Below are 25,146 nucleotides of genomic sequence, written 5' to 3'. Positions count from 1 at the left end.
CTCCTCGTCGTCGACGACGTCCCGCTTCCTCCATGATCCCGCGTTCAGGCGTGTCCGAGGATCCGCCGCAGCGTTTCCGACAGCAGTTTCCCGGCGTCCGGGGCCGCCGAGGCGTGCCGGAAGGCAATGAACCCGTCGAGCCGCACCAGCAGGGCGCCCGCGTCGGACACCTCGCTCAGTCGCGCCCAGTCCCCGTACGGGTCCTCGTACTGCTGTCCGGGCCCGATGACCACGGTGGCGACCTCGATCTCCTGTGCCCGGGCGGCCCGCACCCAGCCGTCCCCGCCGATACCGGTCAGCAGGGTGAAGCGGCCCTTGCCGACCGTGTCGAGGGTGGAGAGCGTGCGGGTGCCGGAGGTGATCCAGGCGTGCGGAAGCCTGGCACCGGGGCGGGAGGAGGGCTGGTGGTAAAGCTCCGGGTCGCGTGCGAATCCCGGGTCGGGGGTGCCGTCCGGGACGATGGCGTCCGAGGCGTAGCGCTGGTTGAGGTCGACGCCGTGTGCGTTGAATTCGTACACCTTGAAGGCGATCGCCTCGCGCAGCTTCGCACGCTGCTTCTCGGCGGCCTCGTTGGCATCCTTGCGGGCGTCGATGTTGGCCCACAGCTGCTCGGGGGTCCCCGGGGAGAGCCCGTCGAGGGCCTCGAATATGGGGGCGGTCTCGCCGATGGACTTGTTGGCGCGGGTGACGATCTGCTTGCCGATCGGGGCCCGCTCGGCGGTGTACGAGGCGAGCAGCCCGGGGTCGGCGGTCCCGTCCAGGACCAGCTTCAGCTTCCAGGCCAGGTTGTAGGAGTCCTGGATCGAGGTGTTGGAGCCGAGGCCGTTGGACGGCGGATGACGGTGCACGGCGTCGCCTGCGCAGAAGACGCGGCCCTTGGAGTAGCTCTCCGCGTACATCTCGTTGACCGTCCATGCCGAGGACGACTTGATTCTCACCGGGATCTCGTCGTCCCCGACGAGCTTGCGGACGATCGACTCGGCGTAATCGGTGGTCAGGTCCGGGGCGCCCGCGCCGACGTCGTAGCCCCACACGATCAGCCATTCGGTCCACGGTCGGACACAGCGCACCAGCCCGGCACCGATGCCGCCGACCGTCGCGCCGGGGGCGAGGACCCAGTACAGGGTGGACGGGCGGTGGGCCGTGTACTTCGCCAGGTCCATGTCGAAGACGATATTGATGCTGCCGGCGACGCCCATCTGGCCGCCCATCGGCAGACCCGCGTCCTCGGCGACCCTGGAGCGACCGCCGTCCGCGCCGATCAGGTACTTGGCGCGGATCTCGTACGTGTCGCCGCGCAGCCGGTCGCGGACGGTGGCCGTGACGCCGTCGGCGTCCTGGGTGTGGGAGAGGTACTCGGTCTGGAAGCGCAGCAGGGTGCCCCGGGCGACGGCCGCGTCGACGAGGACCGGCTCCATGAGGTGCTGCGGCATGTCGCACATACGGGTCGGACTGGCGAGTTCGTGCGCGGCCTGCACGAGCGGATCGTTGCCCCAGGAGCGCACCCGGCCCAGCTCCTCGCCGGCCAGACCAGTGCAGAAGGTCGTGTTGCCCATCAGGTGCTGCGGGGTGGCCTGCGCGATGACGTCCCGTTCGACACCGAGGTCGCGCAGCACCTCCATGGTCCGCTGGTTGGTGATGTGCGCGCGGGGCGTGTCGGCGAGGCTCGCATAGCGGGTCACGACGATGTTGGGCACGCCGTAGGTGCTCAGGGCGAGCGCGGCAGAGGCGCCGGCCGGGCCGCTGCCTACGATCAGAACGTCGGTCTCGACGACGGTGGACACGGGGGCGCTCCTGAGGGTGGGAACAGACACCAAGCATTCATGATCATGGAGTGGTGGGCGGGACCGCGGGTGTCTCATTACGAGACAGGTGGAGCAAGGGCGACGGGGCAGACGGAACGCGGCGCGAGACAGGCGGACACCGCGCGATACGAGCGGAGCAGGGTGCGGCACCACGGTTGTTGACTCTTCAACGGCACCGCTACGGTGGGAGACGCCGTGACCACCACAGAGCACTCCCCCGCCGTCCCCGCGCCGGTACCGCTGCGTCTGGCACGCCAGCGGTTCCTGGCGGGACGGCCGCTGCCCGAGGGAGTGCCGGAGGAGATCGTCGCGGCGTGGCGGCGCGCACGGTTCTACGGGGTGCCGCACGACTTGGCGGCGGGTGCCCCCGGTCCCGTACAACGGGTGGACTCCGCGCTGCTCGGTGCCGCTCGCCCGGTACTCGAACGGATCACCCCGGCTCTCGGCGCCGGCCGGTCGCTCCTGGTCCTCACCGACGAGCGGTTGCGGGTGCTGTGGACGGCCGGCAGCGGCCTCGGGATCCAGCCGTGTCCCGATCTGTCCGAGCAGCAGGTCGGCAACAACAGCGCGGCCCTCGCCCTGCGCACCCGGCGCCGTGCCGAGGTGCACGGGCCCGAACACTTCCTCGACCGGTGGCAGGACGTATCGGCTGTCAGCGTCCCTGTGTTCGCACCGGAGAGCGGGCAGGCGCTCGGCACGGTGACGGTCGCGTGGCAGCTGTGCACCGGGTGCGCCCCGCATCCGGGCGCGGCGCTCGCGGAAGCCGTCGTCACGGCGGTGGAGGCCGCACTGCTGGCGCGGGCGCGGCAGGCCGAGCGGGTCCTGCTCGACGCCTATCTGCGGGCGGCCCAGGGGCCGGACCGTGCCGTGGCGGCGCTCGACGGCCGCAACCGGCTGGTCAGCTCCGCGGCGCAGCGCATGCTGACGCCCCAGGCGCTGGAGGCGCTGGAACGGGCGGCGGTGGCCGTACAGCAGAGGGACGTCCCCGTCGCCGCCGCGCTGCCCCAGGGGGCGGGGTGCACCGTGCGGGTCACAGCGGTACGTCATGAGGGTGTGGTCATCGGGATCGTGGCCGTGGTGGAACCGCTGGGCGAGGCCGTGCGGCCCGTGCCGCAACCGCCCGTCACACTGACCGGTTCATCGGTCCCCTGGCGGTACGCCACCGGGCGCGCCGCCGAGCTGGCCCGCTCCCGGGAGCCGCTGCTGCTGACCGGTGAGCGCGGGACGGGAAAGGCGGCGCTGGCCCGGGAGCTGCTCGGCGAGCGCACCCCACGGATCGTCGACGCGGCCGAGGGCAGTGAACTCGACCTCGCACACGTCGAGTTGACCGACGACCACGCTCTTCTGCTCCGGCACGCCGAACGCCTCGTACAGCCCGGTGTGGCCGCGCTCAACTCGCTGCTCGACGCGCACCCGGACGCCCGTCTGCTGGTCACGTACACACCTGGAGCCCCGCCCGGACCCTGTCTCCAGCGGCTTCTGGACACCCTGGCCGCCCGTTCGGTCACCCTGCCCGCGCTGCGCGAACGCCCGGAGGACATACGGGAGTTGCTCACCGTTCTGGCGCCGCGGCCCGCACCGGGCCGGCCTCCGCTGACCTGGACGCTCGACGCCCTGCGCGCGCTGGAGCAGTATCCGTGGCCCGGCAACGTCACCGAACTCGCCCATGTCGTACGGGCGGTGGCGGAGGACCGGCGTGCGTCCGGGCCGGTTCGGCGGGCCGAGCTGCCGGACCCGGTGCGCGAAGGGCCCGCCACCCGGCACCTCAGCCCGATGGAGCACGCGGAACGCACCACGATCCTGGAGGCACTGCGCCGCAACGGCGGCAACAAGGCGCGCACGGCGGCCTCCCTGGGGATCGGGCGGGCGACGCTGTACCGCAAGCTGCGGGGTTACCGGGGCTGAGCAGGCACCCTGGACAAGGTGCCGGCCCTGCGCGTTCCCACACGCCGCAAGGACGAGCGGTTTCGGCACCTGGGCCGTCCAGCCCTCCGAGTTACTCCCATGGCGTGACTCCCGGGAGTCATTCATCGCAACGTCGTTGCAACGTGCTCCGCGCTGGGATGGGCGGCGTGACCACGGACATGATCCCGCGCGTGGAGCTCACCCCCGCAGCCGCCGAGCTGGTGCGGCGGCTGCGGGAGGTCCACGGGCCACTGATGTTCCACCAGTCCGGCGGCTGCTGCGACGGCAGCGCCCCCATGTGCTATCTGCAGGGCGAGTTCCGCACGGGCGGCTCGGACGTCCTGCTCGCGGAACTGGATGTCGACGGGGTCGACGAGCCGGTGGGGTTCTGGATGTCGAGGAGCCAGTACGAGGTGTGGAGCCACACCCGGCTGATCGTCGACGTGGTGGCCGGCCGGGGCAGCGGCTTCTCACTGGAAGCACCCGAAGGAGTGCGTTTTCTCACCCGTTCCCGCGTTGTCGACGTCTGAACACCGTACGGGACACCGCAATCTGCTGCACTTCCCCTGATTCCTGGGAGAGTTGACGAGACATCAGGGGGAATGGTGACACGTCGCGACAGGCGGCTCAGAACGGCACTGACGGTTCTCGTGGCATGGAGCGCACTGGCCGGTGCGGCCCTCGTCGGGGCGGCACCGGCCAGTGGCGTGCAGCGCGTCCGGACGATCGCTCCGGGCGTCCAGTACAGCGAGTTCGACATCTCCGCGAACGCAGGAGTGACGCGCGCGCACCTCCTCAGCATCGACCTGCGCAACCGGCACGTACGGGTCGACCTGCTGCATCCAGGCGTAGTGGCGGCCCGGGCCACCGTTTCACGCCTCGTCGAGGCGCGGGGCGCGGTGGCGGGGATCAACGGCGACTTCTTCAACATCAGCGAGGCCCAGCACCCGGGGGTCGATGCGACCGGCTCGCCCGTCGGACCGGAGATCGCGGGCGGGCGCTCGCTCAAGGCGGCCGTGCCGCGCGGGCAGCGTTTCGGCCCCGCCCTGCCGCCCGGCGCCGGCACCGAGGACGTGCTCGGGGTGGGCACCGATCGCACGGCCCGCCTCGACCGGCTGTTCCTGTCCGCTTCCGTGAGCACACCGGAAGGGCGGCTCCAGCTGCGCGGGCTCAACCAGTACGCATTGCCCGTGGGGTCGATCGGGGCGTACACCGCGGACTGGGGCAGTGTCTCGCGGGCGCGGGCCACCTGCGGGACCGACACCAACCGGGCGGCACCCTGCAGCAGGGACACACGCGAGGTGGTGATCAGGAACGGCCGCGTCGTCGCCACGGCGAACGGGCCGGGCAGTGGCCCCATCGCGGCCGGCACCACGGTGCTCCTCGGCCGCGAGGCGGGGGCGCAGCAGCTGCGCAAGCTGTTCAAGGGCGAGTCGGTGCAGGTGCACCACCGTCTGGTGGCGGCCTCGTCCAGGGTCCCGTACGTCTTCGCGATCGGCGGCTGTCCGGTGCTGCGGCACGGCACCCCGCTGTCCGGCCTCGACAACGGGACGTCGACCGTGCGTACCGCAGTGGGCATCGCGGACGGGGGCCACCGTCTGCTGCTCCTCGCTCTGGACGGTGCGCGCGACTACCGCAGCGGGCTCACCGTCGCGGAGGTCGCCTCGGCGCTGCGGAATCTGGGTGCCACCGAAGGGTTCAATCTCGACGGCGGCGGCTCCACGACGATGGTCACCAGGACGGGGCACCAGAGCGCCGCGTCCGTGCGCAACCACCCGAGCGCGGGCGCCGAGCGCCCGGTCCCGGACGGGATCGGGGTCTTCTCCGGCGCATGAGCGTCAGGGTCGCAGGCTGCTGACGATCTGCGCCGTCGCCGCGAGCCCCTGGTGAATGGTCGGGGCCATGCTCGAGCTGGCCAGGAAGAAGCCGAGCAGCATGCAGATGAGGGCGTGCGAGATCTTCAGCGCGCCGTTGCGCAGGAAGATCACCGCAATGATCAGGAGCAACAGCACCACAGAGATGGAAACGGCCATCATCAACCTCCTCCGCCACGCCCACTTCGCGGCTTTCGGCCGCAAGTGTGGCGTAGCGGAGGGTTCATCCGGGCGGCTGACGTGTCCCCCGAACGTGTGGTTCTCAACGTGTTGTTCTACGGCCGCCCGTGGGCGTCGAGGAATGCCTCCAGACCGGCGAGGTCGTCGGTGTTGAAGTAGTCGACGCCCGCATCGAACAGTTCGCTCCACAGGGCGTCGCGGGCCGGGCCCGCCGCGTCGGGCGTGGCCCAGAAGCGCACCTTCTGCCGGTGCGCGTGCGCCCGGTCTAGGATGTCGCGCAGCTTCCGCCGCTCGGCGTCGGGGAACGGGCCGTCCCCGAGCCAGCTGAAGTTGAGCGTCCAGTTGTCGCTGATCAGCGGGATGAAGGTGGCGGGCGCGGAGGTGCCGAGGTCGGCGAGACGGCCGTCGTAGAAGGCGCGCCGCACGGTCTGCGCCTCCATGGGGGTACGGGCCGCGCGGTCGCCGGAGATGACCGCGGTGACCGGCCCCGGGTACACGTGCCCGTGGGCGTACGTCGTGAACAGGTGCCGGTAGCGCCGGAGGTGGCGGTCGAGTTCGAGGTAGGTCGACGAGCCCTCGGTCTTGATGTCGATGAGGAGCTGCAGGGGCCTGCGCCAACCCCGGTACACCGAGCCGTGGTTGGCCCTGACGAGGGCGGCGAGCGGATCGAGATAGAGGGATTCCAGGGTGCGTTTCGGGTCGAGTTCCACGGGGTCGTGGGCGACGAGGAGCTGGTCGCCGACCAGGTAGATGTCGGCTTCGACACTGCCGAAGCGGTGGTCGAGGGCGTCGAAGAGGGGCCGCGGGTGCTCGTAGTCGTTGTGCGCGTGGGCACGCCACAGCGGGCGCGGGCCGCGCTTGTCCTCGCCCGCCCACGCGCGCGATGAGGGCAGGACGACCGAGCTTGCGAGTGCGGCGCCGAGGGTGGTGAGGGCTCTGCGACGGGTGGTGCGGGCCATGCTCTTCCTCCCTTGAAGGGCCGTACGGGACCTCAGGGAGTATGCGCCGCATCGGGGCCCAAGTAGAGCTGGGGCGCGGGGAGTTGGCCGGACTGCCGCCACTCGTTCAACTTGCCGGACGACCGGACATGGAAAAGGTCCGCCCCTTGCGGGGGCGGACCTTCTCGGATGTGGTGTTACAGCGGCGGTTGCAGGTCGACCAGTTCGGCCAGTGTCTCGCGATGGCCGCCGGCGGTGCCGTAGGCGATCGAATCCGCCTTCGCCCGCTTCAGATACAGATGGACCGGGTGCTCCCAGGTCATACCGATCCCGCCGTGCAGCTGGAGGGCCTCCTCGGCGGCGTGGACGGCGACGGGTGCCGCGTAGGCCTCGGCGACGGCGACCGCGATGTCGGCGTCCTCGCTGCCCGTGGCGAGCGCGTCGGCGGCGTTCCGCGCGGCAGCCCGCAGGTTCACGACCTCCAGCCACAGCTGTGCGAGCCGGTGCTTGAGGGCCTGGAACCCGCCGACGGGCCGGTTGAACTGCTTGCGTTCCTTCAGATAGCGCACGGTCTCCGTCAGGCACCAGTCGGCCACGCCGAGCTGTTCGGAGGCGAGCAGTCCGGCTCCGGCGCGCAGGGCCCGTCGCAGGGCGGCCGGCGCGTCGTCCGTGAGGCGGCGGCCGGCCGCACCGTCGAGGGTGACCGTGGCGACCGGCCGGGTGAGGTCCAGGGAGACCTGCGGGGTGACGGTCACGGCGTTCGCGTCCACCGCGTACAGGCAGCCGTCCTCCGCCGGAACCAGCAGCACATCGGCGACGGCCGCGTCCGCCACGGCGGTCAGCTCTCCGTGCAGGGTGCCGTCTTCGTGGCGTACGACGGCATGGGCGGCGCCGGGCCGCACGGACAGGCCGACCGCGAGCGCGCCCACGGTCCGCCCGGACGCCAGCTCCGTCAGCAGCTTCGCGGCCTCGTCGCTCTCGCAGGCGAGCAGCGCCTCGGTCGCCACCACGGCGCTCGTGAGGTACGGCACCGGAGCGACCGCGCGCCCCAGTTCCTCCAGGACGACCGCGGCCTCGCGGTGCGAGGCGCCCTGGCCGCCCAGGGACTCCGGCACGAGGAGCCCGGCGAGGCCCATGTTCTCCGCGAGCGCCTTCCACAGCGAGCGGTCGTGCACGGCGTCCGTCTCGATACGCCCAAGGACGCCGGCCGGGTCGCAGTGGTCGGCGAGGAGGTCGCGCACGGCGGAGCGCAGCGCCTCTTCCTCCTCGGAGTAGAGCAGATCCGGCTGCTTCGGCTGTGGCTTCATCGGGACAGGTCCTTCCACGCGACGTCCTTGTCGGTGCGCGGCTCGGCGGGCAGGCCGAGGACGCGCTCGGCGACGATGTTCAGCAGGACCTCGCTGGTCCCGCCCTCGATGCTGTTGCCCTTGGAGCGGAGGTAGCGGTAGCCGGCCTCACGCCCGGTGAAGTCCACCAGTTCCGGGCGGCGCATGGTCCAGTCGTCGTACAACAGGCCCTCTTCGCCGAGGAGTTCGACCTCCAGTCCGCTGATCTCCTGGTTGAGGCGGGCGAAGGCGAGCTTCATGCCGGAGCCCTCGGGGCCTGGCTGGCCCGCGACGAGCTGCTGGCGCAGCCGCTCGCCGGTGAGCCGGACGACCTCTGCCTCGACCCACAGCTTCAGCACCCGCTGGTGCAGGTCGTGCGTGCGCAGTTCGGGGCGCTCACGCCAGGTCTTCACGACCGGGCCGATCATGCCGCCCTCGCGGGGCAGCCGCATGCCGCCGATGGCGACGCGTTCGTTGTTGAGCGTGGTCTGCGCGACCCGCCAGCCGTCGCCGACCTCGCCGAGGCGGCGGGAGTCGGGGATACGCACGTCGGTGAGGAAGACCTCGTTGAACTCGGCCTCACCGGTGACCTGCCGCAGCGGCCGGACCTCGACGCCGGGGTCGGTCATGTCGCAGATGAAGTACGTGATGCCCTGGTGCTTGGGGACGTCCGGATCGGTACGGGCGATGAGGATGGCCCAGCGCGCCAGATGGGCGCTGGAGGTCCACACCTTCTGCCCGTTGACCACCCACCCGTCGCCCTCGCGCACGGCCCGGGTGCCGAGCGCCGCGAGGTCCGATCCGGCACCCGGCTCGCTGAACAGCTGGCACCACACCTCCTCGCCCACCCACAGGGGCTTGAGGAAGCGCTGCTTCTGCTCCTCGGTGCCATAGCGGAGGATCGTCGGCGCGGCCATGCCGAGGCCGATGCCGATGCGCCGCGGGTCGTTGTCGGGAGCGCCCGCGGCCTCCAGTTCGGCGTCCACGACCGCCTGGAGCGAGCGCGGGGCGCCGAGGCCGCCGAGACCCTCCGGGTAGTGCACCCAGGCGAGGCCTGCGTCGAAACGGGCCCTGAGGAAGTCGAGGCGGTCGGTGGTGGCGGGCGGGTGCGCGGCGAGCAACTCCCGGGTGCGGTCGCGCAGTTCGGCGGCGTCGGTCATGCGGCGGCTCCGTTCTCCAGTACGACGGCGACCCGGCCGGTGGTCACACCGTCGGCGACGCGCTGCACGGCGGCCGCGGCCCCGCCGAGCGGCACGCGCTCGCTCACGAGGGGCTTGATGGCGCCCCGGGCGGCCAGTTCGGTGAGCTGCTCGTGGCAGTGCTGGATCAGCTTCGGGTTCTTGGTGTTGTACAGGCCCCAGTGCAGGCCCAGGATCGAGTAGTTCTTGACGAGGGCGTGGTTGAGCGCCGGGCTGGGAATGGACCCGCTGGCGAAGCCCACGACGACGATCCGGCCCTCGAAGGCGACGACCTTCGCGGACTGCGCGTAGGCCTCGCCGCCCACCGGGTCGTAGATGACATCGGCGCCCCGGCCGCCGGTGGCCTCCTTCACGGCGGCGATGACGTCCTCGGTGCGCCGGTCGATCACGACGTCGCACCCCAGCTCCCGCGCCACGGCGGCCTTGTCGGCCCCGCCGACGACGCCGATGACGGTGGCTCCCGCGGCCTTGCCGAGCTGCACGGCCGCGCTGCCGACCCCTCCGGCGGCAGCGTGGACGAGCAGGGTCTCCCCGGCCTGAAGACCGGCCCGGCGGTGCAGACCGAACCAGCCGGTCTGGTAGCCGATGTGCAGGGCGGCGGCCTCGGCATCGTCCAGCGAGTCCGGCGCGGGCAGGACGGCCGCGGCGTCGGCGACGGCGTACTCGGCGAAACCGCCGTACGGCAGTGCCGGATTGGCGATCACCCGTCGTCCGTCCTCGGTCTCGCCGCAGATCTCCACGCCCGGCGTGAACGGCAGCGGGGGCCTGACCTGGTACTGGCCGCGGCACAGCAGTGCGTCCGGGAAGTTGATGTTCGCGGCCCGCACCCTGAGCAGGACCTGGCCGTCGTCGGGCGTGGGGCGCTCCACCTGCTCGAGCCGCATCACCTCGCTCGGCTCACCGTTCTCGTGCACTTGCCATGCCTGCATGGGGGGCCTCCACCTGACTGCGTCGTCCGACCGGCGTCTGCCGCATACTAAGCGGTCGCTTGCCGATCAGGGAACAGTCGCGTCCGTCACGACCGGCCGGAGGGCGCCCCTGGCGGCCGAAAGGGTGTGGCCCAGCGGGCTCCGGTGCACCATGGCTGCATGCTGCTGACCCGGCTCGCCCGTGTGTCCCAGGAGGTCGCCGCCACCTCGGCGCGGTCCCGGAAGATCGCGCTGCTCGGCGAGCTGTTCCGGGACGCCGACGCGGACGACGTGCCGATCGTCATTCCGTATCTGGCGGGGCGCCTGCCGCAGGGGCGGCTCGGCATCGGGTGGAAACTCCTGAACCAGCAGGTCCCGCCCGCCGTGGAACCCACGCTCACCGTCCGGGACGTGGACACCCGGCTGACGCGGATCGGCGCGGTCACCGGCCCCGGCTCACAGGCCGAACGCAAGCGGCTGGTCGGCGAGTTGCTGGCGGCAGCCACCGCGGACGAGCAGCGGTTCCTGCTCGGTCTGCTCACCGGCGAGGTACGGCAGGGAGCGCTCGACGCCCTCGCCGCCGAGGGGCTGGCAGAAGCGACGGGGACTCCCCCGGCGGACGTACGGCGGGCCGTCATGCTCGCAGGCTCGCTCCAGACCGTGGCCCGGGCCCTGCTCGCCGACGGTCCGGCGGCCCTCGACAGGTTCCGGCTCACGGTCGGCCGCCCGGTCCTGCCGATGCTCGCGCAGACCGCGTCCTCGGTCGCCGAGGCCGTCGGGAAACTGGGCGCGTGTGCCGTCGAGGAGAAGCTCGACGGTATCCGCGTCCAGGTCCACCGCGACGGGAACGACGTACGGATCCACACCCGCACCCTGGACGACATCACCGACCGTCTGCCGGAACTGACCTCGGCCGCCCTGGAGTTGCAGGGCGAGCGGTTCATCCTGGACGGCGAGGTCATCTCCTTCGACGAGGACGGCCGACCGCGCTCCTTCCAGGAGACCGCCGGGCGCGTCGGCTCCCGGGTGGACGTGGCGACGGCTGCCGCGGCCGTCCCCGTCTCCCCCGTCTTCTTCGACGCGCTGTCCGTGGACGGCCGGGACCTGCTGGACCTGCCGTTCACGGACCGTCACGCCGAGCTGGCCCGGCTCGTACCCGCACCGATGCGGGTGCGGCGCACGCTGGTACGGGGGCCCGAGGACGTGGCCGCCGCGGAGGTGTTCCTCGCAGAAACCTTGCAGCGCGGCCACGAAGGCGTGGTGGTCAAGGCCCTCGACGCCCCCTACGGCGCGGGCCGGCGCGGCGCCTCCTGGCTCAAGGTCAAGCCCGTGCACACCCTCGACCTGGTGGTGCTGGCCGCCGAGTGGGGCCATGGCCGACGTACCGGCAAGCTCTCCAATCTGCACCTCGGCGCCCGCACCCCGGACGGCTCCTTCGCGATGCTCGGCAAGACGTTCAAGGGCATGACGGACGCGATGCTCAGCTGGCAGACCGAGCGGCTGAAGGAGCTGGCCGTCGACGACAACGGCTGGGTGGTGACCGTCCGCCCCGAGCTCGTGGTCGAGATCGCGTACGACGGGCTGCAGAGGTCCACCCGCTACCCGGCCGGCGTCACCCTGCGCTTCGCCCGGGTCGTGCGCTACCGCGAGGACAAACGACCGGAGGAGGCCGACACCGTGGACACGCTGCTGGCGGCGCACCCCCAGGTGGCGCCATGAGCGGGCGGGAGAGGCGCAGCGCCGGTCTGCTGCTGTTCCGGCACACTGAGCACGGCGTGGAAGTCCTGCTCGGCCATATGGGCGGCCCGTTCTTCGCCCGGCGCGACGCCGGCGCGTGGACCGTACCCAAGGGCGAGTACGAGCCCGACGAGCCGGCCTGGGACGCCGCGCGCCGCGAGTTCCAGGAGGAGCTGGGGCTGCCGCCGCCCGACGGGGAAGCCGTCCCGCTCGGCGAGGTGCGGCAGGCGGGCGGCAAGATCGTCACGGCCTGGGCGGTCGAGGCCGACCTCGACCCGGCGACGATCGAGCCGGGCACCTTCACGATGGAGTGGCCGCCGAAGTCGGGGCGCGTCCAGGAGTTCCCCGAGCTGGACCGCGTGGAGTGGTTCGGCCTCGACCGGGCACGGAACGTGATCGTGAAGGGGCAGGCGGAGTTTCTCGGCCGGCTCGTGGAGCACTCGGACTGAGACCCGCGTTGCGGTCACCACCGGTGCGCGGGAAGGTCGAAGCAGAGCCTGCTCCAGGAGGTCAGCCATGCCCATCGCGACCGTGAACCCGGCGACCGGCGAGACGCTCGAGACATACGACGCACTGGGCGCCGAGGAGCTCGAGCGCAGGCTCGCCGCCGCCGACACCGCGTTCCGTACCCATCGCACGACCACGTTCGCCGAACGGGCGCTGCGCATGCGCAGGGCGGCCGAGCTGCTCGACGAGGACCAGCAGGACATCGCCCGGGTGATGACCACCGAGATGGGCAAGCCGATCAAGCAGGCCCGCGCGGAGGCCGCGAAGTGCGCCAAGGCGATGCGCTGGTACGCGGAGCACGCGGAGGAACTGCTCGCCGACGAGGAGCCGGCCGAGTACGACGTGAAGGACTCGGGGGCCGACCGTGTGATCGTGCGCTACCGGCCGCTGGGTCCGGTGCTCGCCGTGATGCCGTGGAACTTCCCGCTGTGGCAGGTGATCCGGTTCGCCGCGCCCGCGCTGATGGCGGGCAATGTGGGGCTGCTCAAGCACGCCTCGAACGTCCCGCAGACCGCGCTCTACCTGGAGGACCTCTTCCGCCGGGCGGGCTTCGCCGAGGGCTGCTTCCAGACCCTGCTCATCGGCACCGGCACGGTCGAGCAGGTCCTGCGCGATCCGCGGATCAAGGCCGCCACGCTCACCGGGAGCGAGCCGGCCGGCCGGGCCGTCGCCTCGGTCGCCGGGGACGAGGTCAAGAAGACGGTCCTGGAGCTGGGCGGCAGCGACCCGTATGTCGTCATGCCGTCGGCGGACCTCGACCGGGCCGCCGCGGTCGCAGTGACGGCACGAGTGCAGAACAACGGGCAGTCGTGTATCGCCGCGAAACGGTTCATCGTGCACACGGACGTCTACGACGCGTTCGCCGAGCGGTTCACGGCCGGCATGAAGGCGCTGAAGATCGGCGACCCGATGGAGGAGGAGACCGAGATCGGGCCACTCTCCAGCGAGAAGGGCCGCGCCGACCTGGAGGAACTTGTCGACGACGCGGTCGAGGGCGGCGCGACGGTGCTGTGCGGCGGCGAGCGGCCCGACCGGCCCGGCTGGTACTACCCGCCGACCGTCCTCGCCGACATCACCGCTCGGATGCGCATCCACCGCGAGGAGGCGTTCGGCCCGGTGGCCACGCTCTATCGGGCGGCGGACCTCGACGAGGCGGTGGAGATCGCGAACGACTCCCCGTTCGGACTGAGTTCGAACGTATGGACGCACAACGGTCTCGAGGTCGACCGCCTCGTACGGGATCTGGAGGCGGGCAGCGTGTACGTCAACGGGATGACGGCATCGCATCCCGCGTTCCCGTTCGGTGGGGTGAAGCGCTCCGGTTACGGCCGCGAGCTGTCCGGGCACGGAATCCGCGAGTTCTGCAACATCACCACCGTATGGCACGGGGCGTGAGAGTTCCGCGGTTACGATCCTCGGTGTGAACCGCGAAGTGACCCTGCCTCTGATCGTCGACGACCGCGGCACGTTGCAGGTGGCGGCCGCGGAGGTCAGCAAGCTGCTGCGCACGCTGGGCGGCCGGTGGCTGCGGCTTGTGGAGGCCGGCGAGGAGGGGCTCGACGAGGACACGGTGGCGGCGCTGACCATCGAACTCGCGAAGCTCGCCGATCGCATCGACGTGGCGTGCATTGCACACAGCAGCGGGGCGCGCAGCGGCTGACTCCGGCTCACACCACCCGCTGGTCCAGCTCCCAGAGGGCGTGCCAGAACCTGGCCTCGTAGGCCCCCAGCAGGCGCGCGTACCGCTGGACCGCGTCCTCGGAGACCCGGCCCGCGTCGAGTCCCGCCTGTACGGCAGTCAAGGCCCGCTGCTCCAGCTCCGGCGTCGGCTCCGCGAAGAAGTCGAAGAAGCCGCAGGCCTCGTCGTCGAAGTCGTAGTGGCGGCGCAGCGCCTGCGCGATCGTCGCGCAGTAGCCGCCCCAGGTCGCGAAGTTGGCGCTCAGGGCCAGGACGACATCGGCCGGTTCCGCGTTCAGGGCCAGCCAGGCCACATACGCGGGGTAGGCCTGGCAGTCCGCCAGGGGCTCGTATGCGGCCTCCCGGGCCGCGTCCGCGCCGCACAGGGCGGCGTACGCGGCCAGACGATCATGGGCCACGGCTTCGCCCTCCGTAAGCAGAGTGAAGAACGCCTCGGCTGCCGGCTCGCCGCGGGACCGCTCCGCCAGATGCCGGAACGCCCGGCGGTCCGAGGCGATCACATGACGCTGTTCGAGGGCGAGGGCCGCGAGGGTGTCCGGCCGGGCCGCGCCCCGGGCGATCAGCGGAAGCAGCCGGTTGGCACGGGGGTCGGGGGCCGCCCTCCCGACGGTCGCCTCCAGCAGCTCCCTGGCCGTCCGCGTCATCGGCGCTCCTCCAGCTCCAGCCCAGGGAACATTACCTTTCGCGTCCATGATCTCACTCTCCGTCGCTCGCTGGAGTGGAGTAATCCGGCGCGATATCCCCGCGCCGCCGGGTGATCGTGGGTGAACGCCCTCATATGGGTGAACCCCCTTCCGCCGGGGGACGAAGAGCCCCCGCCAAAGGCGAAAGAAGGCGCACTCCATGGCCACTCTGTGCAGACCCGCGGTCGACGTTCCGGAACACGTGATCACGATGGAGGAGACGCTCGAACTGGCGCGCTCCCGCCACCCGGACCACCCCCAACTTCCGCTGGCGCTGCGACTGATCGAGAACACCGGCGTCCGTACCCGGCACATCGTGCAGCCCATCGAGGAGACGTTGAAGCACCCGGGCTTCGAGGACCGCAACAACCTCTACGAGGCCGAGGCGAAGGCCCGTGTCCCCGCGGTGGTCCAGCGGGCCCTGGACGACGCCGAGCTGCTCACCACCGACATCGACGTGATCATCTACGTGTCGTGCACCGGGTTCATGATGCCCTCACTGACCGCGTGGCTGATCAATACGATGGACTTCAGCACCGACACCCGGCAACTGCCCATAGCCCAGCTGGGGTGCGCAGCGGGCGGCGCGGCCATCAACCGGGCGCACGACTTCTGTACGGCGTACCCGGACGCCAACGCGCTCATCGTGGCCTGCGAGTTCTGCTCACTGTGCTACCAGCCCACCGACCTGGGCGTCGGCTCGCTGCTGTCCAACGGCCTGTTCGGCGACGGCGTCGCGGCCGCGGTCGTCCGCGGCAGCGGCGGCACCGGCGTCAAGCTGGAACGCAACGGCTCGTATCTGATCCCCAAGACCGAGGAATGGATCGCGTACGACGTCCGGGCGACCGGATTCCACTTCCTCCTGGACAAGCGGGTGCCGACCACGATGGAACCGCTCGCCCCGGCGCTCCAGGAACTGGCCGGGCAGCACGGCTGGGACGCCTCCGACCTGGACTTCTACATAGTCCACGCAGGCGGCCCGCGGATCCTGGACGACCTGAGCAAGTTCCTCGATGTGCCGCCGGAGGCCTTCCGGTTCAGCCGGGCCACGCTCACGGAGTACGGCAACATCGCGAGCGCCGTCGTCCTGGACGCGCTGCGCCGGCTCTTCGAGGCCGGTGGCGCCGAACACACGGCGCGCGGGCTGCTGGCCGGTTTCGGGCCCGGCATCACCGCGGAGATGTCCCTGGGCCGCTGGCACATCTCCGAGAACGGAAAGCAGTGAGAGATGACCGAAGAGACGATCACCGAGGCCATGCCGCCGGTCCGTGAGTGGCCGGCCCTCGACCTGACCGGCGTGGACTTCGACCCGGTGCTGACCGAGCTGATGCACGAGGGTCCGGTCACCCGGATCAAGCTGCCCAACGGCGAGGGCTGGGCCTGGCTCGTGACCCGCCACGACGACGTGCGCATGGTCACGAACGACCCCCGCTTCAGCCGAGAGGCGGTGATGGACCAGCAGGTCACCCGGCTCGCTCCGCACTTCATCCCGCAGCGGGGCGCGGTCGGCTTCCTCGACCCGCCCGACCACACCCGGCTGCGCCGCTCGGTCGCCGCGGCCTTCACTGCGGGCGGCGTCGAGCGGGTACGCGAGAGATCACGGCGGATGCTCGACGAACTGGTCGACGAGCTGCTGCAGGACGGGCCGCCCGCCGACCTGACCGCGGCGGTCCTCACGCCCTTCCCGATCGCCGTGATCTGCGAGCTGATGGGGGTCCCTGCCGCCGACCGGCAGGACATGCACACCTGGACCCAGCTCATCCTGTCCTCCTCGCACGGTGCGAAGGTCAGCGAGAAGGCCAAGGACGAGATGAGCGCGTACTTCGCCGACCTCATCGGCGTCCGCGTGGGCGGCAGTGGCGAGGACGTCGCCTCGCTGCTCGGCACCGCCGTCGGCCGGAAGGAGATCACCCTGGACGAGGCCGTGGGCCTCGCCGTGCTCCTCCAGATCGGCGGAGAGGCGGTCACCAACAACAGCGGGCAGATGTTCTACATCCTGCTGACCCGCCCGGACCTGGCCGAACGGCTGCGGGCCGAGCCGGAGATCCGGCCCCAGGCCATCGACGAGCTGCTGCGCTACATCCCGCACCGCAGCGCGGTGGGACTGTCCCGGATCGCGATGGAGGACGTGGAGATCAGAGGCGTACGGATCCGGGCGGGTGACCCGGTGTACGTGTCGTATCTGGCCGCAAACCGCGACCCGGACGTCTTCCCGGACCCAGGGACGATCGACCTCACGCGCAACCCCAACCCCCATGTGGCGTTCGGCTTCGGCCCGCACTACTGCCCGGGCGGAATGCTGGCGAGGCTGGAGTCCGAACTGCTGGTGGATGCCCTGCTGGACCGGCTGCCGGGACTGCGGCTGGCAGTGCCCCCGGACCAGGTGCCGTTCAAGAAGGGCGCGTTGATCCGCGGGCCCGAGGCCCTGCCCGTGGCGTGGTGAGTGGCTGATGACGACGACCGAGAGGGTGGTGGCGGCCGAAGAGGAGCCTGCGGCCGATGGGCCGGCGGTCATCGAGGGGCTGCTCGTCCCGCCGGGACACGGACGTGTCGTCCGGACGCCGGCCCAGCACGTGACGTTCAAGGTGACCGGCTCGCACTCCCGCATGGCATCCACGTTCGAGGTGATCGTGCCGCCGGGCTTCGACGTCGGCGCACATGTGCACACGCGCAGCGAGGAGTTGTTCTATGTGCTCGATGGCGAGCTGGACGTGCTCGCCTTCGAGCCGCGGGTACGGACCCCCGACCACTGGCAGAGGTGGGAGTCCAGGTCGGGCAGCCGAGTGGTACGAGCGACGCCGGGCACGGTCATCGTCGTACCGCCCGGCTGCCCGCACGCCTTCGCGAACCCCACGCAGGCCCCGGCGAAGATGTTCTTCCAGGCGTCACCGCCGCCCGATCACGAACGGTACTTCGAGGAACTGCTGGAGATCCTCGGCAACGGGGGCCCGCCGGACCACGCGGCGATCGAGGAGCTGCGGAGGCGCTATGACATCGAACAACTCACGCCTCTGAAACACCGGTGAGCGGGAGCGCGCCCGAAGGGGCGCGGGGAACTGCGCGACCAGCCACAGACGACCAGCAGCCCGCATCGCGGAGACACCCCCACGGCGCTACCGGATCGGCATTCCCGACAGCGTCCGCGCGATCACCAACCGCTGAACCTCACTCGTACCCTCGAAGATCGTGTAGATCGCGGCATCGCGATGCATCCGCTCCACCGGGTACTCCCGGGTGTATCCGTTGCCCCCCAGGATCTGTATCGCCTGGGCGGTGACCTTCTTGGCCGTCTCGCTCGCGAACAGCTTCGACATGGAACCCTCGGCCGCGGTGAACGGCTTGCCGCTGATCGCCATCCACGAGGCCCGCCACACGAGCAGCCGGGCCGCGTCGATCTGCGTCCGCATGTCCGCGAGCTGGAAGGCGACACCCTGGTTGTCGATGATCGGCCGCCCGAACTGCTCCCGCGTCTTCGCGTAGTCGAGGGCCACCTCGTACGCGGCCCTGGCGGTGCCCACGGCCATCGCGCCCACGGCCGGACGGGACGCCTCGAACGTTGCCATGGCCGCGTTCTTCAGGCGCTCGCCCACCGCCTTCGCCTTCTCCCGGGCGCGGGCGAGTCGCTCGTCCAGCTTCTCCTTGCCGCCGAGCAGGCAGGAGCCGGGGACGCGGACGTTGTCAAGGATCACCTCGGCGGTGTGCGAGGCGCGGATGCCGTGCTTCTTGAACTTCTGGCCCTGGGCGAGGCCCGGCGTGTTCGGCGGGACGATGAAGGAGGCATGGCCCTTCGAGCCGAGCTCCGGGTCGACGACCGCGACCACGACGTGGACGTTGGCGATGCCGCCGTTGGTCGCCCAGGTCTTGGTGCCGTTGATCACCCACTCGTCCTTGGCCTCGTCGTACACGGCCCGCGTACGCATCGAGGCGACGTCCGAACCCGCGTCCGGCTCGGAGGAGCAGAAGGCCGCCACCTTGACATCGTTGGTGTCGCCGTACATCTGGGGGATCCAGGTGCCGATCTGTTCCTCGGTGCCGTTGGCGAGGACGCCCACAGCGGCGAGGCCGGTGCCGACTATGGACAGTGCGATGCCCGCGTCCCCCCAGAACAGCTCCTCCATGGCCATGGGGATGCCGAGTCCGGTGGGGTCGAAGTACTGCTGGGCGTAGAAGTCGAGGGAGTAGATGCCGACCTTGGCGGCCTCCTGGATGACCGGCCAGGGAGTCTCCTCACGCTCGTCCCATTCGGCGGCCGCGGGACGGATCACATCGGCGGCGAAGCCGTGCAGCCAGTCCCGGACCTCCTTCTGTTCGTCGTTGAGCTCCATGGTGAACCCGGCCATGTCCCCTCCAGCACTGCGCTAGCGTGTTACTTGCGGTAACAGCAGTCTGTTACTCACCAGTAGGAAAGTCAACTCCCGGGCCGGAGCGGAAGGGCTTCAGCCGGTGGTCGGCAGCTCGTTCGATACTGACCTGCCTTTCAGTGTTAGTTTGCGCAGGCGTCACCGATACAGCACGGGTGGGGAGAGATCATGGACACCACGCAGCGGACCGATCAGCAGCGGTCCGCCGACCGCCGACGGCGAGAGCTGCTGGAGGCCGCCGACCGGGTGGTGCTGCGCGACGGCCCCGGGGCCTCGATGAACGCCATCGCCGCCGAGGCCGGCATCACCAAGCCGATCCTCTATCGCCACTTCGGCGACAAGGGCGGGCTGTACGCGGCGCTCGCCAAACGCCACACGGACGCGTTGCTGGACTCTCTGCGGGCGGCGCTGGACGCCCCGGCCGACCGGCGGGAGCGGGTGGAGTCCACGCTGGACACCTACCTGGCGGCGATCGAGGCACGACCGCAGGTGTATCGCTTCCTGATGCATCCGGCCGAGGGCGGCTCGCAGAACGACCAGGGCTTCGACACGGGCCGGCACTCCATCCCGGTGTTGCGGCGCATGGGCGAGGAGCTGGCCCAGGTCATCGAGGAGCGCCTGGACCTCGGCCCGGGCAGCCACCAACTCGCCCGGGTGTGGGGCCACGGCATCGTCGGCATGATGCATGCGGCCGGGGACTGGTGGCTGGGGGAACGGCCCTGCTCGCGGGCGGAGTTGGTCCGGAGTCTGGCGGATCTGTTGTGGGGGCGGCTGGCTGCCGCCGGGGATCGCATCGGAGGCCCCGGGTTCTGAGCTCCCCGCCAGGGGCGCCCCGACAGGGGCGCGGGGCTGTGACACCAGGCGGCTCCGCCGCGTGGGCGCGGCAAGCCACGACGAACCCGCAGCCGCCCGCCAGGCTCAACGCCCCCAAGCAGCCCGCGCCACCTGTCGCATCACCCGACGGTGGCGCCGGCCACTCAGCCGGTCCACGTACACCCGGCCGTCCAAATGATCACACTCGTGCTGCAGACACCGCGCGAACCACCCGGTGCCGTGCACCGTGACCGGCTCACCGTCCACGGTGAACCCCTCGACGACCGCATGGTCGTACCGCTCCGTCCCCGCCTCCAGTCCCGGCAGGGACAAACACCCCTCCGGTCCGCGGAGCACCACACCGTCCGCCTCGACGAGCCGCGGGTTCACCACATGTCCCAGATGACGGACGTCCTCGTCGTCCTCGCAGTCGTACACGAACACACGCCACGGCTCACCGACCTGATTCGCGGCCAGGCCGACTCCCTGGGCGGCGTACATCGTGGCGAACATGTCCTCGACGAGCCGGGCCAGTTCAGGGCCGAAGTCGGTGACCTCGTTGCAGGGCGTTCGCAGTACGCGGTCACCGAGCAGAGTGATGGGTCGGACGCGCCCTCGGGCGCCCGGGATGGAACCGTGTCGCATGGCGGCCAGGGTACGGTCCTCAATGTCGCGCGGGCGCCGGGGAGGTGCCGCGATTCGGGTGTGTGAATGGATCTCGATAGGCTGAGGGCCACACGTTGCCGGGACAGGGCGCGGCGCCGTACGCAAGGAGGATCGAGAACTGATGGCAGGCAACTCGGACCCGCTGACGCCGCGGGCCAAGCTGGCCGTGACCGCGGGCAAGGCGGTCGCTGCGGCATCGCGCGCCGCAGGGCGCGGCAGCGGATCGGTGATCGGCGGCCGAGTGGCACTCAAACTCGACCCCGACCTCCTGGCCCGGCTGGCCCAGAATCTGGACGTCGTCCTGGTCTCGGCGACCAACGGCAAGACCACGACCACCCGGCTGATCGCGGAGGCGCTGCGCGCGGCGGGCCCCGTCGTCTCGAACGCGCTCGGCGCCAACATGCCCGCCGGTATCACCTCGGCACTGGCCGGCGGCTCGGACGCCAAGTTCGGTGTCATCGAGGTCGACGAGAAGTACCTCGCCGGGGTCGCCCGCGACACCGACCCGAAGTGCATCGCGCTGCTCAACCTCTCCCGCGACCAGCTCGACCGCGCCGCGGAGACCCGTATGCTCGCGGAGAACTGGCGCGAGGGTCTGGCCGGTTCCAAGGCCGTCGTCGTCGCCAACGCGGACGACCCGCTGGTGGTGTGGGCCGCCTCGTCCTCGCCCAACGTGGTCTGGGTCGCCGCGGGCCAGATGTGGAAGGACGACGCCTGGTCCTGCCCGTCCTGCGGTGGTGTGATGCAGCGCCCCGGCGACGACTGGTACTGCGGCGAGTGCGGCTTCCGCCGGCCGACCCCCTCCTGGGTGCTGTCGGGTGACCACGTCCTCGACCCGCACGGCTCCGCCTGGCCGATCCACCTCCAGCTGCCGGGCCGCGCCAACAAGGCCAACGCCGCCAGCTCCGCGGCCGTCGCGGCCGTCTTCGGGGTGCCCCCGCAGGTCGCCCTGGAGCGTATGTACCAGGTGCAGGCGGTCGCCGGGCGCTATGACGTCGTCCAGTTCCAGGGCCGCGACCTGCGTCTGCTGCTCGCGAAGAACCCGGCCGGCTGGCTGGAGACCTTCTCGCTGATCGACCCGCCTCCGGCCCCGGTGATCCTGTCTGTGAACGCGCGCGGCGCGGACGGCACCGACACCTCGTGGCTGTGGGACGTCGACTACACGCGGCTGACCGGCCACCCGATCTTCGTCATCGGCGACCGGAAGCTGGACCTCGCCGTGCGCCTGGAGGTCGCGAACCAGTCCTTCCAGGTCTGCGAGAACCTCGACCAGGCCGTGCAGCAGGCGCCGCCGGGACGCATCGAGGTCATCGCGAACTACACCGCGTTCCAGGACCTGCGCCGCCGCGTCGGCAACTGACCACGAAGGACGATCATCGATGAGTGACAACAGCCTGCGTCTGGTGTGGATCTACCCGGACCTGCTGAGCACCTACGGCGACCAGGGCAACGCGCTCGTCGTGGAGCGCCGGGCCCGCCAGCGCGGTCTCGACGTGGCCCGGCTCGACGTGCGCAGCGACCAGCCGATCCCGACCTCCGGCGACATCTACCTGATCGGCGGCGGCGAGGACCGTCCGCAGCGGCTCGCGGCCGAGCGGCTGCGCCGTGACGGCCATCTGTACCGGGCCGTGGAGAACGGCGCGATCGTCTTCTCCGTCTGCGCCGGGTACCAGATCCTGGGCCACGAGTTCATCAACGACCTCGGGCAGCGCGAGCCGGGCCTCGGCCTGATCGACGTGGTCTCGGTGCGCGGCGAGGGCGAGCGGTGCGTCGGCGACGTCCTCGCGGACATCGACCCGCAGCTGGGCCTGCCCCAGCTCACCGGCTTCGAGAACCACCAGGGCGTCACCCACCTGGGCCCGACCGCCCGGCCGTTCGCGCAGGTCCGGCTCGGCAGGGGCAACGGCACGGGCGACGGTACGGAGGGCGCGTACAACGGGACGGTCTTCGGCACGTACATGCACGGGCCCGTCCTCGCGCGCAACCCGCTGATCGCCGACATGCTGCTGAAGCTGGCGCTGGACGTCAACGCGCTGCCGCCGGTCGACGACCGCTGGTACGAGGCGCTGCGCAACGAGCGGATCACGGCGGCTCAGCAGCCTGCGTGACCACCGCGTTCGAGAGGGTCTGAAGGAACCTTCCAGCGGCAGGGAGCACGGTCGTTCACAGGGCCCGCCTGACGGCCCGTCCGCTCACATGTGCGGGCGCGTCCACCAGGCGGACGCCCAGTACGGAGGCTCCCCCTCACGCCGGTAGGGTGGCCGGGATCCAGCCGGACAGCGTGGTCCGGTCCCCGGCCCACGTTGAGAAGGTATTTCGGGCTATGCGCATTGGTGTCCTCACGTCCGGCGGCGACTGCCCCGGCCTGAACGCCGTCATCCGGTCCGTCGTGCACCGCGCCGTCGTCGACCACGGCGACGAGGTCATCGGCTTCCGGGACGGCTGGAAGGGTCTCCTGGAGTGCGACTACCTCAAGCTCGACCTCGATGCGGTGAGCGGCATTCTCGCTCGCGGCGGTACCATCCTCGGCTCCTCCCGGGTCCGGCCCGAGCATCTGCGGGACGGTGTGGAGCGGGCCAGGGGCCATGTCGAGGAGCTCGGTCTCGACGCGATCATCCCGATCGGCGGTGAGGGCACGCTCAAGGCGGCCCGGCTGCTGTCGGACAACGGGCTGCCGATCGTCGGCGTGCCCAAGACCATCGACAACGACATCGCCGTCACGGACGTCACCTTCGGCTTCGACACCGCCGTAGGGGTGGCCACCGAGGCGCTGGACCGGCTGAAGACAACCGCCGAGTCGCACCAGCGGGTGCTGATCGTGGAGGTCATGGGCCGCCACACCGGCTGGATCGCGCTGCACTCCGGCATGGCCGCCGGCGCCCACGCGATCGTCGTGCCGGAACGCCCCTTCGACATCGAGGAGTTGGCCGCCCGGGTGGGCGAGCGGTTCGACGCCGGCAAGCGGTTCGCGATCGTCGTGGCCGCCGAGGGCGCCAAGCCCAGGCCGGGCACCATGGACTTCGACGAGGGCGGCAAGGACATCTACGGCCACGAGCGCTTCGCAGGCATCGCCCGGCAGCTCTCCCTGGAGCTGGAGCAGCGGCTCGGCAAGGAGGCCCGTCCGGTGATCCTCGGGCACGTCCAGCGCGGCGGTACGCCGACGGCGTACGACCGTGTACTGGCCACCCGCTTCGGCTGGCACGCCGTGGAGGCCGTGCACCGGGGTGAGTTCGGCATGATGACCGCGCTGCGCGGCACCGACATCGAGATGGTGTCGCTGGCGGAGGCCGTCCAGACGCTGAAGACGGTGCCGGAGGAGCGCTACGCCGAGGCGGAGTGCGTCCTGTAGTGCGGGACTGATCTCGTACGGAACTGAAGAGTCCGCCCCCGGTCACAACGGTGACCGGGGGCGGTTCTACTCTGGGTGCGGACAGACAGCTGTGGACAGACAGCGCACAACCCCCACGAAACAGGAGCCGGCGGATGGATCACAGCGGGCACGGCATGACCATGGATCTGCCGCCGTTCACGCTGGGGCGAGGTCTCGAATGGTCGGCGGACCCGTTCTTCCTCGTCGCCTGCCTGGCCGGTCTCGGGCTCTACGGGTGGGGTGTGGTCCGGCTCGTCCGGCGTGGGGACAAGTGGCCGGTCGGCCGGATCGTGGCGTACGTCGTCGGCGTGCTGACGGTGATGCTGGTGATGTGCACCAAGCTGAACGACTACGGCATGGTCATGTTCAGCGTGCACATGGTGCAGCACATGGTGATCAGCATGCTCTCCCCCATCCTGCTCCTGCTCGGCGCCCCGATCACCCTGGCACTGCGGGCGCTGCCCACCGCGGGCCGCGGCCGCAAGGGGCCGCGCGAACTGCTGCTGATGCTGCTGCACAGCCGCTACATGCGGATCATCACGCATCCGGCGTTCACGATCCCGATGTTCATCGCGAGCCTCTACGGGCTGTACTTCACCCCGCTCTTCGACTTCCTGATGGAGTCCAAGGCCGGGCACATCGCGATGATGGTGCACTTCCTCGCCGTCGGCATGGTGTTCTTCTGGCCGATCATGGGCGTGGACCCGGGACCGCACCGCCCCGGCTATCTGATGCGGATGCTGGAACTCTTCGCGGGCATGCCGTTCCACGCGTTCTTCGGCATCGCACTGATGATGGCGTCCACGCCGATGGTCGGCTCCTACCAGCACCCGCCGGCCTCGCTCGGGATCGACGCCCTGTCGGACCAGACCTCGGCGGGCGGCATCGCCTGGGCGTTCAGTGAGGTCCCGTCCGTACTGGTGCTGCTCGCGCTGCTGTTCCAGTGGTACAGCTCGGAGCAGCGGCAGGCCAGGCGGAAGGACCGGGCCGCGGACCGCGACGGCGACAAGGAACTCGAGGCGTACAACGCCTATCTGGCCTCACTCAACGCACGCGGCCGCTGAGTTCTGCCACACCGCTGAATTCCCTTTCTTTTCAGGTCGCCCGAAATGCTCCCCCATTCGGTAATCTGGAGCATGCCGCCCTGCCTCCGCTCGGCAGGGCGAGGGGGACCGCC

General features: G+C 70.8%; 23 protein-coding genes and 1 pseudogene. 15 read left to right on the top strand and 9 right to left on the bottom strand.

All coding sequences use genetic code 11. The annotated features are described in order from the left end of the window. Positions 1–44: 44 nt before the first annotated feature. The gene (locus ABT186_RS00425) at positions 45–1,784 is read right to left on the bottom strand and encodes an FAD-dependent oxidoreductase (protein ID WP_351922735.1); all 1,740 of its coding nucleotides are present in this window, start codon (positions 1,782–1,784) and stop codon (positions 45–47) included. A gap of 216 nt (positions 1,785–2,000) precedes the next feature. Here ABT186_RS00425 and ABT186_RS00420 point away from each other — a divergent pair, with 216 nt between their 5' ends. The 3 genes from ABT186_RS00420 to ABT186_RS00410 all read left to right on the top strand — a co-directional run bounded on the left by ABT186_RS00420 (position 2,001) and on the right by ABT186_RS00410 (position 5,545). Then, positions 2,001–3,710, top strand: a complete 1,710-nt coding sequence (locus tag ABT186_RS00420; RefSeq protein WP_351922733.1) for a sigma-54-dependent Fis family transcriptional regulator — start codon at positions 2,001–2,003, stop codon at positions 3,708–3,710. 179 nt (positions 3,711–3,889) lie between these two features. Further along, the gene (locus tag ABT186_RS00415; protein ID WP_351227122.1) at positions 3,890–4,240 is read left to right on the top strand and encodes a DUF779 domain-containing protein; all 351 of its coding nucleotides are present in this window, start codon (positions 3,890–3,892) and stop codon (positions 4,238–4,240) included. Between the two features lie 72 nt (positions 4,241–4,312). Beyond that, positions 4,313–5,545, top strand: coding sequence for a phosphodiester glycosidase family protein (locus tag ABT186_RS00410; RefSeq protein WP_351922731.1), 1,233 nt, complete (start codon positions 4,313–4,315; stop codon positions 5,543–5,545). 3 nt (positions 5,546–5,548) lie between these two features. Here ABT186_RS00410 and ABT186_RS00405 read toward each other — a convergent pair whose 3' ends face one another. The 5 genes from ABT186_RS00405 to ABT186_RS00385 all read right to left on the bottom strand — a co-directional run bounded on the left by ABT186_RS00405 (position 5,549) and on the right by ABT186_RS00385 (position 10,155). Further along, positions 5,549–5,743, bottom strand: coding sequence for a hypothetical protein (locus ABT186_RS00405; RefSeq protein WP_351227120.1), 195 nt, complete (start codon positions 5,741–5,743; stop codon positions 5,549–5,551). Positions 5,744–5,859: 116 nt separating this feature from the next. Further along, complete coding sequence (locus tag ABT186_RS00400; protein WP_351227090.1) at positions 5,860–6,723, bottom strand: phosphatidylinositol-specific phospholipase C/glycerophosphodiester phosphodiesterase family protein; 864 nt, start codon at positions 6,721–6,723, stop codon at positions 5,860–5,862. A gap of 176 nt (positions 6,724–6,899) precedes the next feature. Then, positions 6,900–8,009, bottom strand: coding sequence for an acyl-CoA dehydrogenase family protein (locus ABT186_RS00395; protein WP_351227088.1), 1,110 nt, complete (start codon positions 8,007–8,009; stop codon positions 6,900–6,902). Then, positions 8,006–9,187, bottom strand: coding sequence for an acyl-CoA dehydrogenase family protein (locus tag ABT186_RS00390; RefSeq protein ID WP_351922729.1), 1,182 nt, complete (start codon positions 9,185–9,187; stop codon positions 8,006–8,008). Before ABT186_RS00390 ends, ABT186_RS00395 begins: the two co-directional genes overlap by 4 nt. Further along, a complete protein-coding gene (locus ABT186_RS00385; RefSeq protein ID WP_351922727.1) occupies positions 9,184–10,155 on the bottom strand; it encodes an NADPH:quinone oxidoreductase family protein in 972 nt (323 codons plus the stop codon). Before ABT186_RS00385 ends, ABT186_RS00390 begins: the two co-directional genes overlap by 4 nt. A 159-nt stretch (positions 10,156–10,314) precedes the next feature. Here ABT186_RS00385 and ABT186_RS00380 point away from each other — a divergent pair, with 159 nt between their 5' ends. From ABT186_RS00380 to ABT186_RS00365, 4 genes are all read left to right on the top strand, one after another. Then, on the top strand, positions 10,315–11,853 hold the full coding sequence (locus ABT186_RS00380) for an ATP-dependent DNA ligase (protein WP_351922725.1): 1,539 nt from the start codon (positions 10,315–10,317) through the stop codon (positions 11,851–11,853). After that, the gene (locus tag ABT186_RS00375; protein ID WP_351227080.1) at positions 11,850–12,320 is read left to right on the top strand and encodes an NUDIX hydrolase; all 471 of its coding nucleotides are present in this window, start codon (positions 11,850–11,852) and stop codon (positions 12,318–12,320) included. The genes ABT186_RS00380 and ABT186_RS00375 overlap by 4 nt, the downstream gene beginning before the upstream one ends. Before the next feature lie 67 nt (positions 12,321–12,387). Further along, positions 12,388–13,773, top strand: coding sequence for an NADP-dependent succinic semialdehyde dehydrogenase (locus ABT186_RS00370; protein WP_351922723.1), 1,386 nt, complete (start codon positions 12,388–12,390; stop codon positions 13,771–13,773). Positions 13,774–13,798: 25 nt separating this feature from the next. Further along, complete coding sequence (locus tag ABT186_RS00365; protein ID WP_351227076.1) at positions 13,799–14,038, top strand: DUF6213 family protein; 240 nt, start codon at positions 13,799–13,801, stop codon at positions 14,036–14,038. Positions 14,039–14,045: 7 nt separating this feature from the next. Here ABT186_RS00365 and ABT186_RS00360 read toward each other — a convergent pair whose 3' ends face one another. Then, complete coding sequence (locus tag ABT186_RS00360; RefSeq protein ID WP_351922721.1) at positions 14,046–14,720, bottom strand: transcriptional regulator; 675 nt, start codon at positions 14,718–14,720, stop codon at positions 14,046–14,048. A 187-nt stretch (positions 14,721–14,907) separates the two neighbouring features. Here ABT186_RS00360 and ABT186_RS00355 point away from each other — a divergent pair. The 3 genes and pseudogenes from ABT186_RS00355 to ABT186_RS00345 all read left to right on the top strand — a co-directional run. Continuing rightward, positions 14,908–15,984 (top strand): annotated as a pseudogene (locus ABT186_RS00355) (type III polyketide synthase); the annotation flags it as partial. A gap of 3 nt (positions 15,985–15,987) precedes the next feature. Further along, positions 15,988–17,202, top strand: a complete 1,215-nt coding sequence (locus tag ABT186_RS00350; RefSeq protein ID WP_351922719.1) for a cytochrome P450 — start codon at positions 15,988–15,990, stop codon at positions 17,200–17,202. A 7-nt stretch (positions 17,203–17,209) separates the two neighbouring features. After that, on the top strand, positions 17,210–17,785 hold the full coding sequence (locus ABT186_RS00345; RefSeq protein WP_351922717.1) for a cupin domain-containing protein: 576 nt from the start codon (positions 17,210–17,212) through the stop codon (positions 17,783–17,785). 87 nt (positions 17,786–17,872) lie between these two features. Here the strand turns inward: ABT186_RS00345 and ABT186_RS00340 are convergent, their stop codons facing one another. Then, positions 17,873–19,099 carry an acyl-CoA dehydrogenase family protein gene (locus tag ABT186_RS00340; RefSeq protein ID WP_351227068.1) on the bottom strand — a complete coding sequence of 409 codons (1,227 nt, stop codon included), beginning with the start codon at positions 19,097–19,099 and terminating at the stop codon, positions 17,873–17,875. A gap of 189 nt (positions 19,100–19,288) precedes the next feature. On the opposite strand from ABT186_RS00340, the gene ABT186_RS00335 reads away from it, so the two are divergent. Further along, the gene (locus ABT186_RS00335) at positions 19,289–19,933 is read left to right on the top strand and encodes a TetR/AcrR family transcriptional regulator (RefSeq protein ID WP_351227066.1); all 645 of its coding nucleotides are present in this window, start codon (positions 19,289–19,291) and stop codon (positions 19,931–19,933) included. A gap of 105 nt (positions 19,934–20,038) precedes the next feature. Here the strand turns inward: ABT186_RS00335 and def are convergent, their stop codons facing one another. Next, complete coding sequence (gene def / locus ABT186_RS00330) at positions 20,039–20,578, bottom strand: peptide deformylase (RefSeq protein ID WP_351227064.1); 540 nt, start codon at positions 20,576–20,578, stop codon at positions 20,039–20,041. A gap of 142 nt (positions 20,579–20,720) precedes the next feature. Between def and ABT186_RS00325 the strand changes: the two genes are divergently transcribed. The 4 genes from ABT186_RS00325 to ABT186_RS00310 all read left to right on the top strand — a co-directional run bounded on the left by ABT186_RS00325 (position 20,721) and on the right by ABT186_RS00310 (position 25,033). Then, positions 20,721–21,959 (top strand): MurT ligase domain-containing protein, encoded by a 1,239-nt coding sequence (locus ABT186_RS00325; protein WP_351227062.1) that lies wholly within the window; start codon positions 20,721–20,723, stop codon positions 21,957–21,959. A 19-nt stretch (positions 21,960–21,978) separates the two neighbouring features. Then, a complete protein-coding gene (locus ABT186_RS00320; RefSeq protein ID WP_351227060.1) occupies positions 21,979–22,707 on the top strand; it encodes a type 1 glutamine amidotransferase in 729 nt (242 codons plus the stop codon). 215 nt (positions 22,708–22,922) lie between these two features. Next, positions 22,923–23,948, top strand: coding sequence for a 6-phosphofructokinase (locus ABT186_RS00315; protein WP_351227058.1), 1,026 nt, complete (start codon positions 22,923–22,925; stop codon positions 23,946–23,948). A gap of 134 nt (positions 23,949–24,082) precedes the next feature. After that, the gene (locus ABT186_RS00310; protein WP_351227056.1) at positions 24,083–25,033 is read left to right on the top strand and encodes a cytochrome c oxidase assembly protein; all 951 of its coding nucleotides are present in this window, start codon (positions 24,083–24,085) and stop codon (positions 25,031–25,033) included. The last annotated feature ends 113 nt before the right edge of the window (positions 25,034–25,146 follow it).

Origin of the sequence: Streptomyces sp. NPDC001634 (assembly GCF_040298185.1) — a bacterium.
Classification (GTDB): Bacteria; Actinomycetota; Actinomycetes; order Streptomycetales; family Streptomycetaceae; genus Streptomyces.
Note: the sequence above shows the minus strand (reverse complement) of the source record. Positions and strands in the feature narration are given on the sequence as shown.